This window comes from Streptosporangium sp. G12, from assembly GCF_052983175.1.
Genome location: NZ_JBRIQO010000023.1, coordinates 41,284 through 52,992, shown reverse-complemented (window position 1 = coordinate 52,992; position 11,709 = coordinate 41,284). Strand labels below are relative to the sequence as shown.

Annotated in this window: 13 protein-coding genes; 3 read left to right on the top strand and 10 right to left on the bottom strand. The window is 70.0% G+C overall.

Annotated features, from left to right (window positions below; translation table 11 throughout):
* The first annotated feature begins 66 nt into the window (after positions 1-66).
* Positions 67-267 (top strand): hypothetical protein, encoded by a 201-nt coding sequence (locus tag ACVCAG_RS31800; RefSeq protein ID WP_440087103.1) that lies wholly within the window; start codon positions 67-69, stop codon positions 265-267.
* Positions 268-297: 30 nt separating this feature from the next.
* Positions 298-969, top strand: coding sequence for a haloacid dehalogenase type II (locus ACVCAG_RS31795; RefSeq protein WP_440087104.1), 672 nt, complete (start codon positions 298-300; stop codon positions 967-969).
* A 240-nt stretch (positions 970-1,209) separates the two neighbouring features.
* Here the strand turns inward: ACVCAG_RS31795 and ACVCAG_RS31790 are convergent, their stop codons facing one another.
* Entirely contained in the window at positions 1,210-2,265 is a 1,056-nt protein-coding gene (locus ACVCAG_RS31790) for a DUF3466 family protein (protein WP_440087105.1), read from the bottom strand.
* 295 nt (positions 2,266-2,560) lie between these two features.
* Here ACVCAG_RS31790 and ACVCAG_RS31785 point away from each other — a divergent pair, with 295 nt between their 5' ends.
* On the top strand, positions 2,561-3,514 hold the full coding sequence (locus ACVCAG_RS31785; RefSeq protein ID WP_440087106.1) for a cyclase family protein: 954 nt from the start codon (positions 2,561-2,563) through the stop codon (positions 3,512-3,514).
* 343 nt (positions 3,515-3,857) lie between these two features.
* On the opposite strand, the gene efeB is transcribed toward ACVCAG_RS31785, so the two are convergent.
* From efeB to ACVCAG_RS31740, 9 genes are all read right to left on the bottom strand, one after another.
* Positions 3,858-5,117, bottom strand: a complete 1,260-nt coding sequence (gene efeB, locus ACVCAG_RS31780; RefSeq protein WP_440087107.1) for an iron uptake transporter deferrochelatase/peroxidase subunit — start codon at positions 5,115-5,117, stop codon at positions 3,858-3,860.
* Between the two features lie 35 nt (positions 5,118-5,152).
* Positions 5,153-6,313 carry an iron uptake system protein EfeO gene (efeO, locus tag ACVCAG_RS31775; protein WP_440087108.1) on the bottom strand — a complete coding sequence of 387 codons (1,161 nt, stop codon included), beginning with the start codon at positions 6,311-6,313 and terminating at the stop codon, positions 5,153-5,155.
* Between the two features lie 21 nt (positions 6,314-6,334).
* Complete coding sequence (efeU, locus tag ACVCAG_RS31770; protein WP_440087109.1) at positions 6,335-7,213, bottom strand: iron uptake transporter permease EfeU; 879 nt, start codon at positions 7,211-7,213, stop codon at positions 6,335-6,337.
* A gap of 342 nt (positions 7,214-7,555) precedes the next feature.
* Positions 7,556-8,134: an OmpA family protein gene (locus tag ACVCAG_RS31765; RefSeq protein ID WP_440087110.1), complete on the bottom strand. Its 579-nt coding sequence runs from the start codon at positions 8,132-8,134 to the stop codon at positions 7,556-7,558.
* Positions 8,118-8,540: a hypothetical protein gene (locus tag ACVCAG_RS31760; RefSeq protein ID WP_440087111.1), complete on the bottom strand. Its 423-nt coding sequence runs from the start codon at positions 8,538-8,540 to the stop codon at positions 8,118-8,120. The genes ACVCAG_RS31765 and ACVCAG_RS31760 overlap by 17 nt, the downstream gene beginning before the upstream one ends.
* Before the next feature lie 326 nt (positions 8,541-8,866).
* Positions 8,867-9,511, bottom strand: coding sequence for a TetR family transcriptional regulator (locus ACVCAG_RS31755; RefSeq protein ID WP_440087113.1), 645 nt, complete (start codon positions 9,509-9,511; stop codon positions 8,867-8,869).
* Complete coding sequence (locus ACVCAG_RS31750; RefSeq protein ID WP_440087114.1) at positions 9,501-10,286, bottom strand: SDR family NAD(P)-dependent oxidoreductase; 786 nt, start codon at positions 10,284-10,286, stop codon at positions 9,501-9,503. The genes ACVCAG_RS31755 and ACVCAG_RS31750 overlap by 11 nt, the downstream gene beginning before the upstream one ends.
* Positions 10,287-10,338: 52 nt before the next feature.
* Positions 10,339-10,542 carry a hypothetical protein gene (locus ACVCAG_RS31745; RefSeq protein ID WP_440087115.1) on the bottom strand — a complete coding sequence of 68 codons (204 nt, stop codon included), beginning with the start codon at positions 10,540-10,542 and terminating at the stop codon, positions 10,339-10,341.
* Complete coding sequence (locus ACVCAG_RS31740; RefSeq protein ID WP_440087116.1) at positions 10,539-11,693, bottom strand: inorganic phosphate transporter; 1,155 nt, start codon at positions 11,691-11,693, stop codon at positions 10,539-10,541. The genes ACVCAG_RS31745 and ACVCAG_RS31740 overlap by 4 nt, the downstream gene beginning before the upstream one ends.
* Between the last annotated feature and the right edge of the window lie 16 nt (positions 11,694-11,709).

Here is an 11,709-nt window from a genome sequence, read left to right as displayed (position 1 = left end):
GCACGGGCCTTTGGCCACACCGCTGACAACGCACGAACCTGGTGAAAAACGGGAAGGACTGGGATTTTGACAGCGGCGTCTTCCGGTCAGGACCACCCGCGGGCGACGAAGCGGTCGTCCCACGCCGGCACCGGCTTCGTTCTCGACCCGGACGGCCACGTCGTCGGCGTTTACGCCGGTGGCGCCATCGGAAGACTCATGCCGGAGGACTCCACCGGTTTGATCCGCTACCTGCGTGAACACGACGCCATCGGTGAAACCCTGTAAAGATCGCGTACTGATCGGGAGGAGATTTCCATGACGAGGGTCGTCGCGTTCGACGTCAACGAGACGCTGCTGGACCTGCGAGCGCTCGACGCCGCCTTCGAGGAGTTGCTCGGCTCGGCCGAGCTGCGCGGGCCCTGGTTCGCGCAGGTGCTTCAGCTCTCCTTCGTCGGCGGCCTGACCGGCGAATACGTGGACTTCAGCACGGCGCAGCACGCCGCCCTGTCAATGCTGGCCGAGCGGCACGGCCGCGGCCTCACCTCCGACGACATAACCGGAATCGTGAACCGGATGAGCTCGTTGCCGGCCCACCCGGAGGTGGCGGGGGCCCTTCGGCGGCTGCGCTCGACCTCGCTGGCCGTGGTGGCGCTGACGAACTCCCCTGCGACGGTCGCCGAGGCGCAGCTCGTCAACAGCGGCATCCGGGATCACTTCGACGGCGTCATCTCGGCTGACTCCGTCAAGCGACTCAAACCCGCCGGGGAGCCCTACCTCGCCGTGGCGAAGGCCTTCGACGTCGACATCGCGGAGGTGCGGCTGGTGGCCGCGCACTGGTGGGACACCGCCGGTGCGCTCGCGACGGGCTGCAAGGCCGCGTTCGTCGCGCGTCCCGGTATGGTCCTGAACCCGATCGGCCCGCGACCTGACATCGTCGGTGCCGACCTCGACGCCGTCGTTGACCAGATCATGGCTCTCGACGCCTAGTGTCATGCGCTTGAAAGCCGTGAAACCGTCGGCTCAGCCTGCGCAAGTTCGGACCTTGACCTGCCACACCAGCGGGAAGAGGCCCGTCACCAGCGGAAACGTGATGACGGGCCTCTCGTGTGTCCGGCCATCTGCGGCGATCGTCGGAGCCCTACGGCTGCTCACGGCTCATGCTCGGCTGGGTTTTTCGGAGGGCACAGCCGCGTCCGAAGCGCGGCGGCTCCACTCCGGGACACCGGGTCAGCGCCAGATCACGGCCTGGGTGTGGCGACCGGTGGTCCAGTCGTAGGTGACGGAGCCGACGATCCAGCCCTGGTTGTTGATGTCGTGAGCTTGGGCGCTGGTTACCTTCGCGTCTGTGGGCAGCGGCAGGGTACGGGGCTGGGTGGTGGGGGTGTCCCACAGGGCGGTGAAGCCGTACGGGTTGCCAACCTTGCTGTAGCTGCCGACGATCTGGCCGCGGTCGTTGATGGCGACGGCGCCGGCGTTGGAGACGTCGGCGGGCAGGGGAAGGGCCGTCATGGAGGAGCCGTTCCAGAAGAAGCCGCGACGGTGGCCGTCGGCCGTATCGGAGTTGCCGACCACCTGGCCGAGGTTGTTGATCGAGTCGGGCCTGCTCATCCCGCCGAACGTGCCAAGCTCGCGGCCGGTGCCGTTGTGCCACAGGTACGCCCGGTAGATCGGCAGCGGGAGACCGTTCTCGTTGACGACGTAGTTCTCGGCGCCCACCACCTGGCCTTTGTCGTTGACGGCGTTGGCGGTCAGGCCGGGGCGGCGGTCGATGACGGTTTTGACGTCACCGGACAGCAGGATGGCGCGAAGCTCGGCGAAGCCGGGAGTGGGCGCGAAAGTGACGACGATGTGCCCGTTGGCGACCTCTGCGCCGCAGTAGCCGGGGGCTCCGTGTGCTCCGAGGTCCTCCATCTTGCCCTCGTGCCAGAGGAAGGGAGTCCACTGGCCCGAGGGCAGCTCGCTGCAGCCGACGACGCGGCCGTCGTCGTCGATGCCGGAGGCGAAGCTGGTCTCGCCGCCGAGCGTGCCGAGGTCGGTCATCGTGCCGTTCTTCCACAGGAACGCATGGCTGAGCCCGGACTCCAGCGGGCTGTCGCCGACGACGTGGCCGTGATTGTTGATGCCTCGGGCGATGCTCCATATGCCGCCGAGGGTGCCGAGGTGGACGACGCGGAGACGCTCCTGACTCGCTGCGGCGGCCGGCGGCGAGGCAAGCGGGGCCAGCGACATGGTCGCGATCATGGCGATGGCCGTGGCCATGGCACGGCGGAGGGATCGGTGCATGATGAGGATTCCCTTCGAAGGCACGCACGGGGGATGTCATGATCACCGTAAGCGCCACCCAGGCCGACATTTCTCACGTAATCCTTACGTCCGGCAGACACCGCGGCGCGCCGCACGGGCGAGGCTGTCGTGGTGTTCGTGCTTGCCCGGCCGATACAGGGCGGCGCCTCTCCGGGGGTTGGATCGAGGTTGCTCACACCGTCTCTCCCGCCCCGGCGAGGTCATGTCGAAGGAGGGGGCGGGATACCCTGCCTGCGGTGCCTCGAACCACGTGACCGGAGGAGTCGATGCTGAGATGACGGCAGGACGACCGATACCCACACAGGAAGACGTGCTCGGGTACTTCGACACGCTGTCGAACTGGGGACGGTGGGGCGACGACGACGAGCTCGGCACCCTGAACCACATCACCGACGACGTCCGGCTGGCGGCGGCGCGGGCCGTGCGCCACGGCAGGAGCGTGTCGTGCGCATGGGAGGTAGCCGTACCCGAGGACATGGAGCGGTCGACGACGACGTGCCCGTGCGCCGCCGACATGCCGGGGGCCGAGAACATGCCGGAGCCGTTCCACAACGACCGGCGCTGGGGCTTTTCTTCCGAGCGGCTCGGCGTCACGTTCCACGGCAACACCCTCACCCACCTCGACTCGCCGTGCCACATCTTCTGGGACGGCACGATGTACAACGGGCGGTCGCACTCGCTGGTCGACGCCGCGACGGGATCGGCGTGGGCGGCCGTCACGGCGGCGGCGAACGGGATCGTCACGCGTGGTGTCCTGCTGGACATCGCGAGGGTCCGCGATGTGCCGTGGCTGGAACCGGGGCAGGGGGTGTTTCCCGACGATCTCGAGGAGGCCGAGCGTCGCCAGGGTGTGCGGGTGCGACCCGGCGATGCGGTACTCCTGCGGACCGGCCACGGCCGTGTCCGGCACGAGAGCGGTGTGGTCAGCGGTTTCACGCAGGCCGGCTGGCACGCGTCCTGCCTGCCGTGGCTGCGTGAACGGGAGGTCGCGCTGATCGGCGCCGACACCCCCCAGGACGTTCAGCCGTCGGGGTACGAGGACGTGTTGATGCCGGTCCACGCCGTGAGCCTCGTCGCGATGGGTCTGTGGATGCTCGACAACTGCGACCTGGAGGCGTGCGCGGGGACGGCTGCCGAGCTCGGCCAGTGGGACTTCCACCTCGCGGTCGCGCCGGTCCGCTTCGCCGGTACGTCCGGCAGCCCGGTCAACCCGATCGCCACGTTCTGACCGCCATCGAGCTACGTGCCGCCAAGCGGCGGGCGCCGGCGGTCGGCCGCCCCAGCGGATGCCTTCCCGCTTCGGATGCGGGCGCGTTCGCGGTGTCGGGCGGCCGGACCGCCGCGGCAAGCGGTCCGTGATCATGCGAACTGGATGAAGATAACAGCGGAAATCAGGGTCCGTCGCTTTTTGGAAATTTGGACGGTTCCATATGCGCACAGCCCTTTATCGGGGCCTTTGGCGAAATTCTCGCCCCCGCCGGTCAGGTTTTCTTCGAGCCGCGGGTGACGTCCCCCGTCCGGGTGGTACGAGGGTCGAAACCCCAGGAGAATCCAGCAGAACCCGGCAGAACTCAGGAGAACAGGGCACGGCCCCAGTAGTCGCCCGCGTCGCGCACGCCCGGCGGGCAGGCGAACAGGCCGCTGGAGACGTGCTTGATGTACTCGTTGAGGGAGTCCTTGCCCGCCAGGGACCTCTGCACGGCGACGAACTGCCGGTGGGGGTCGCGCTGGTAGGCGATGAAGAACAGCCCGGCGTCCAGGCGGCCCAGCCCGTCGGAGCCGTCCACGTAGTTGTAGCCGCGGCGCAGCAGGCGCGCGCCGCCGTTGTGGGAGGGGTGCGCCAGCCGTACGTGCGCGTCGTCCTTGATCAGGGCTTCCCCGTCGGGGCCCTTGGCGTCGAAGTCGATCGCGTCGAACTCGGCCTTCCCTCCCAGCGGGGCCCCCTCCCCCTTGTTCCGGCCGAAGATCTGCTCCTGCTCGGCCAGCGGCGCCCGGTCCCACGTCTCGACCAGCATCCGGATCTTGCGGGTCACCAGGTAGCTGCCCCCGGTCATCCAGTCGGCGCCGTCGCCGGCTCCCACCCAGAGCTGCTCCTTCAGCAGCGCCACGTCCTCCAGCTTGAGGTTGGCGGTGCCGTCCTTGAAACCCATCAGGTTGCGCGGCGTCGCCTGCGCGCGCGAGGTCGACGACGTACGGCCGAAGCCGAGCTGGGACCAGCGCACCGAGACTCGGCCGAAGCCGATGCGCGCCAGGTTGCGGATGGCGTGCACCGCCACCTGCGGGTCGTGCGCGCACGCCTGCACGCACAGATCGCCGCCCGAGATCTCCGGCAGCAGCGCGTCACCGGGCAGGTGCGGCAGGTCGGCCAGCGCGGCCGGCCTGCGGGAGGCCAGCCCGAACCGGTCGTCGAACAGCGACCCGCCGAAGCCGACGGTGAGCGTCAGCCCGGAGGCGGGCAGGCCGAGGGCCTCGCCGGTGTCGTCGGGCGGCGCCTCGGGCTGACCGCCGACCGCGCCGAACGCGCCCGCCTCCTGGCCCTGCGTCATCCGGGCCGCGGCGGCGGTCCACTCCTGCATCAGCTCGGCGAGCTCAGCCTTCTTCCCGGTCGTCACGTCGAAGGAGACGAAGTGCAGCCGGTCCTGGGCCGGGGTGACGATGCCCGCCTGGTGCTCGCCGTAGAAGGGGACGGGGTCGGAGGCGGAGGCGGTTCGGGCGGGCGCGGGCGGGGGCTCGCCGCCCGTCCCGCGCACCGCGATGGCACCCGCGCCGGCGGCCGCCACGCCCGCGGCACCCATCCCGAACAGCTTCCTGCGGCTGATTCTCCCGCTCATCGGACCCCTCCCCTACGGTGACGGCGCGTCATCCGCTACTTGGCCACCACTGCGGCGATCTTGCTGATCGGCTCGGCGAGCGCGTTGATCGCGTCCGACAGCTTCTTGAGGTCGTCCTTGGACAACTCGGTGTGCAGCTTCCAGCCGTCGCCCTTGCGGTGGGCGCCGAGCGCGGCCTCGGCTCCGGCGAACTTCTCGTCCAGCGTCTTCACCAGCTCGGGGACGCGCTCCTCCAGGACGGGCCGGAGCGCCTGCACCGCGGCCTTCGAGCCCTGCAGGTTGGCGTCGAAGTCCCACAGGTCGGTGTGCGAGTAGCGGTCCTCCTCGCCGGTGATCTTGCCGGAGGCGACCTCGTCGAGCAGGCCCTTGGCCCCGTTGGCGAGCAGCACGGGCGACAGCTCGGCCGCGTTGGACTGTTCCACGATGGTCTTGATGTCGGCCATCAGCTTGTCGGCGACCGGCCCGTCCTCGCTGACGTCCTTGGTGACCCAGAGATCCTTTTCGATCTTGTGGAAGCCGGTCCACTCCTCGCCCTCGGCCACGTCGTTCTCGCGGGCGTCGATGGCCGGGTCGAGGTCGCCGAAGATCTCCGCGACCGGCTCGATCCGCTCCCAGTAGGTGCGGGAGACGGGGAAGAGCTCCTTGGCCCTGGCGATGTCCTCGGCCTTGACCGCGTCGACGAACTCCTGCGTCTTGGTCAGCAGCGTGTCGCTCTGCGACCTGATGTAGCGCTTGTAGCCGGCGGTCGCGGCGGAGAGCCGGGCGTCGTCGCTGAGCGGCTTGTGTTCGCCCGTCACCTTGAGCGGGCCGCGGACGCCCTTGCCGATCATGCCGGGCTTGCAGGCGGTCTGGTAGCTGCCGGCCGGCAGCTCCACGATCACCTCGCGGGTCAGGCCGGGCACGATGTTCTCCACCTCGCCCATGACCCGGTCACCGGCGGCGTAGACGTAGAACTCGGTCACCTTGGTGCCGTCGTTGGTGATCGAGAACGTCGAGGTGCCCGCGGCCACCTCGGTGACGGCGACCTTGCACTCGGTGTCGGTGGCGGTCACCGCGACGGGGCCGCCCTTGGCGGGGGCGGCGGACGCCCCGGCACCCGCGCCCGCACCCGCGGTGGACGCGGTGGGCTCGGAGGAACAGGCGGCGAGGCCGGCGAGGGCGAGAGCACCCGCGGCGATGGCAAGGGAAGTACGCATGGTCGTCCTGTTCGAGCGGTTTCAGCCCGCGGGCTGCGGGTTGGTCGAGGAAGCCGGGGGATTCCGGGCCGCCGGGGAATCGGTGGGCGAGGCGGTGGGGCGGCTGCGACGCGGCCTCAGGAAGAGGGCGAGCGTCGGCACCGCGTAGGCGACCCACGCCACCGTCTCCAGCACGCTCGGCTGCGGGGTGATGTTGAACAGCCCGGCCAGCAGGGCGCCGTACCAGGAGTCGGCGGGCATCACGCCGCTGATGTCGAAGGCGTGGGTGGACAGGCCCGGCAGGACACCGGCCTCCTGCAGGTCGTGCACGCCGTACTTGAAGATGCCGGCGGCGACCAGGATCAGCAGCAGGCCCGTCCAGGTGAAGAACCTGGTCAGGTTGATCCGCATCGCGCTGCGGTAGATGGCCCAGCCCAGCGCGACCGCGGTGAGCAGGCCCAGGGTGATCCCGACCAGCGGGACGGCGGTGGTGGTGGCCCCCTGCACGGAGGCGAAGAACAGCAGCGCGGTCTCCAGGCCCTCGCGCGCCACGGCGAGGAAGGCCATCACGACCACCGCGGTCGCGCCGACCTCCAGGGCCTGGCTCAGCCTGGCGCGCAGCTCGCCGGAGAGGGTACGGGAGGCGCGACGCATCCAGAAGATCATCCAGGTGACGAACGCGGTGGCGAGCAGCGAGGTGATCGCCTCGAACAGCTCCTGCTGCCGGTATTCCAGGCGGGCGACGGTGAAGGTGAGCAGCGCGCCGAACGCGACCGACAGAACGAGCGCGGCGCCGACCCCGGCCCACACGAGGGGCAATCGGTCGCGCCGGTCGCTCTTGACGAGGAGCGCGACGAGCACGGAGACGACGAGCGTGGCCTCCAGGCCTTCGCGCAATCCGATGAGGTAGCTGGCGAACACCGTCACTCCATGGAAGGAAGCCTTACCTAAATTAGGGCAGGGCAACCTTACCCTTCACAAAAGGACGCACACCCACAGGGGGTATAACTCTGGGCAGGAATGATGATCGCGACGAGGGAGGTGGCGGTCTCGGCCCGGGAACGCCGTCATGTCAGCGAGGGGTTGACAGAGTGGTGAACGCCCGCAGGCATGATCACTCTCATGGTCGATGACGCGTTGTCCCTCTGACGTCATCGACGATTCGCCAACGAGGTCGTTCATCCGAGGCGGATACCGAAGGCTCCTTCGTCCGCTCCGGAACGTCCTGCCCGGTGAGGCCGCGTCGAAGGGTGGTGATGCCGGTCAGCGGGAGAATGTGATCTCCACGCGCCGGTTCTTCGCGCGTCCCTTCGGGTTGTCGACCACCTGGCCGTGCTCGTTGGTCACCGTGTTGGGCGCCACGGGCGCCGTGGCACCGCGTCCATCGACGGCGAAGGTGATGCCGGCCCCCTCCAGCAGCGGAGTGAGCGCCCGCTCGACCGCTTCCGCGCGCCTCAGGGAAAGGGCGCGGTTGTAGGCGTCGCCGCCCTTGGCGTCGGTGTGTCCGTCGATCCGCACCCGCTTGCCACCGGCCTCCTGCTTGAGCATGGCGGCGGCCTGGGTCAGCCGCCGCTCGGCCTTGGCGGTGATCGTGGCCTTGTCAAAGGCGAACAGGACGTCGGCCGCCATCGTGATCTTGTTGCTGGTGGGGGTGTCCGCATCGATGATCGACTCGTCCAGGGTGCCGATGCGCAGCTCGATGTCGATCACGCGCGCCTGCACATCGACGATGGGCGCCCGCGCCAGGGGCCCGGGCGTGGGATGAGGACCCTGGGTGGGTGCTGGAGACGGCGTGTGAACGGCCAGCCCGACGGCCAGCGCGACGCTAACCGAGCGGAACATTTTCGAACGTCCCCGCCAGCGGGATGAACACGTCCATGGCGTTCACGTCGGCCGGTGGAGCGGCGAACGTGGCCGAGAAGACAACGCTGCGATCCCGGTCGATCGTCACCATGCCGGAACTGCACAGGCATCTGCCGTCCGCGTCCGTGGCCACCAGATGCTTCTTGGCGTTCTTGGTGTCCACGAGGTGGACACCGTCCACCGTAGGGGTGTCGGAGGGAACGGCGGAGAACGCGCCGCGCACGTCCCAGCCGCCGGCGCGGTCGTGTTCCAGCACGGTCGCCGCGAAGTTGACCGTGACCAGCTTGTCCTGCCGGTGGAGCGCGTACAGGTCGATGCGGACCTTGTACCAGTTGTTACCTGTGACCTCCCGGCTACCGATCACCTGGTCGGCCGGCAGACTCACGGCCGCCGACGGCGAGACGGCAGGCGGCTTCGACGTCGTCGCGGAAGATGGGCCGGGTGAGCCGGGCGGAGCGCTCGAGCCCAACTGGCAGCCGGCCGTCAGCAGTGCCCCCGCGATCAGAACCGCGATCCTCTTCATACGATCGCGAGTGTAAACGTACCGGTTCACCCAAACCCAGTGTTTTCGATCCGACCGTTGCCGCAAATCTCGATATGGACCGGCCGCAAATCGCGGAAGGCGCCTGGGGTACAGATCGGTACGCGAAAAGGGACAGGGAGCCGTTTCGCGTTCGCCCACCGGCAGTGGCTCGATCAAGGGGGACGGCGTCACGGTGGGACGACGGCCCGCAGGGATCGCCAGATCCGCTCGGGAAGCAGCCTGCACGCCTCGTCCAGGTCGATGCCGGGAGCACCGGCCAGCCACCGGCGGGCCGTCTCCGCCACCGGGCCGACGACCAGCATCTCCGTCAGCGCGTCCGGCAGCTCCACGACCAGCCCCGCCTCGGCGTACGGCCGCAGCCAGCCCAGGATCCCGGCCAGTCTGGGCTCCTTCTCCCGCGCGACCAGGGCTGCGTGCGCGGGAAGGAAGGCGGCGTAGGCGGAGGCGTGGACGAAGTGCGCGGCGGCCCGGTGCTCGCGGGTGAAGCCCAGGTATCCGGTGACCACGGCCTCGATCCCGGCGGCGGCCCGCGCCTCGGCGTCCTCGCAGGACCCCGCCCCCTCCCCCGGCGGCACCGCGCCGAGCGCGGCGATGACGGCGTCGAGCAGGCCGGACAGGCAGCGGGCGTAGAGTGCCGCCGCCAGCCCGTCGAAGCTGCCGAAGTGGTGGTAGAGGCTGCCGACGCTGACACCGCTCGCGCCGGTCACCGCCGTCATGGTGAAGCCGTCCGCGCCCTCCCTCTCGTAGAGGTCCAGCGCCGCGGCGAGCAGCCGCTCCCTGGTCTCCTCGCCACGCCGGTGCCTAGGCGACACCGGTCAGCTCCGCGGCCTGCGCCCACAGCCTCACCGCCCGCGCCGGGTCGGCGGCCGCGGGGGCGAGGGGCGTCTCGCGGTCGACGTCGAAGTAACGCCCGGTGCCGGTGCGGTCGAGTGCCAGCCGCACGACGGGGGCCGCGCCGTCCGCCGGCGCCTTCCACAGCAGCTTCGCGGCCTTCAGCAGCAGTCCCACCGGGCCGCCCCGGTCGCCGAGCCCGGTCCTGATCACCCCGGGGTGCACGGCGTCGATCGTGACGTCCCGCCGTTTCCAGCGTTCGGCCCACAGCGGCATCAGCGCCAGGTTGCAGAGCTTGGTGTCGGCGTAGGTGCGCACGGCGGAGAAGTCGTCGCCGGCCGGGGTGCGCGCGAGGTCGGCCCTGCCCTTGACGTACAGGCCCGCGGTGACCTGGACGACCCTGGCCAGGCGGTCCTCCAGCAGGTGGTTGAGCAGGAAGGGCGCCAGGTGGTTGACGGCGAAGGACTCCTCGAACCCGTCCTCGGTGAGCCGTCGCGCCGACGGCCAGATCCCGGCGTTGTGCACCAGCACGTCGAGCCGCGGGCAGGTTCCGGCCAGCGCCTCGGCGACGGCCCGGATGCCCTTCAGGGTCGAGAGGTCACCGGTGACCAGCTCGGCGCCGAGCCGGGCGGCCTCGTTCGCCGCGGCGGGATTCCTCGCCACGAGCACCACCCGGTGGCCGCGGCGGGCGAACTCCTCGGCCGTGGCCAGGCCGATCCCGCGGTTGGCTCCGGTGATGACGGCGGTGGTTCTCATCCTGGGAGCATAGCCGATTCTAGAGAGTCTCTCTAGAATCCCGGGCGGGTGGTTACCTGGCGAGCATGACGTACAGGCCGAGGGCGATGCCGGCGGCCACCACCAGGAAGCAGAGCCCGGCCCCCACGCGACCGGCCGTCCGCCCGCTGGACAGGCCGACCAGGGCCAGGGAGAAGACGGCGACCAGGCCGGCGCCCGCCAGCAGCGAGGCGAGCAGGACCCTCCACAGCGCGTCCAGGTCGATGTAGTCGTTCACGCGGCGTGCTCCCTCGTCCCGGCGGCCGGGGCGAGCCGGCCGGTCCATTCGTCGTTGACGTTGCCGGCGTTGACCGGCCGGCGCCGCGAGGCCAGATACAGCGCCGCCGACAGGGCCAGGGCGACGCCGAAGACGACGGCGACGCCCAGCGCGCCGCCGATCACGTTGGCGCCCGCCCAGGCCAGCGCGCCGACCACGGCGGCGGCCGGCAGGGTGATCAGCCACGCGGCCCCCATCCTGGCCGCGAGGCTCCAGCGGACCTCGGCCAGGTGCTTGCCGATGCCCGATCCGATCACCGAGCCCGCGCACACGTGGGTGGTCGACAGCGGGAAGCCGAAGTGCGAGGAGGCGAAGATGACGGCCGCCGAGGAGCCCTCGGCGGCGAAACCCTGCGGGGTCTCGATGTCGGTCAGCCCCTTGCCGAGGGTACGGATCACCCGCCAGCCCCCCAGGTAGGTGCCCAGCGCGATCGCGGTCGCACTGGCCACGATCACCCACGTCGGGGTCCCGTCGTCCTTGCCGACGGCACCGGCGGCGATCATCGCGAGGGTGATGATGCCCATCGTCTTCTGCGCGTCGTTGGTGCCGTGGGCCAGGGAGACCAGCGAGGCCGAGCCGATCTGGCCGTATTTGAACCCGCGCTTCTTGGTGTTCTCGGGGACGTTGCGGGTGATGACGTAGACCAGGTAGGTGCCGATCGTGGCCACCAGGATCGCCGCCAGCGGCGCCAGCACGGCCGGGACCAGCACCTTGGACACGATCTCGGCGCCCTTGACGGCCGAGGCGCCCGCCGCGATCAGCGTGGCCCCGACCACGCCGCCGATCAACGCGTGCGAGGAGCTGGAGGGGATGCCGAAGTACCAGGTCAGCAGGTTCCAGGCCAGGCCGCCGATCAGCCCGGCGAAGACGACCGTCAAGGTGATGGCGCCGGCCTCGACGATGCCGGTCGCGATGGTGGCCGCGACCTTCAACGACAGGAACGCCCCTGCGAAGTTCAGCACCGCCGACAACGCGACCGCGACCTTGGGACGCAACGCGCCGGTGGCGATCGAGGTCGCCATCGCGTTGGCGGTGTCGTGGAAGCCGTTGGTGAAGTCGAAGGACAACGCGGTGACGATCACGATGGCGAGCAACACGAAGTTCGCATCCATGCCCCCGGATATGACA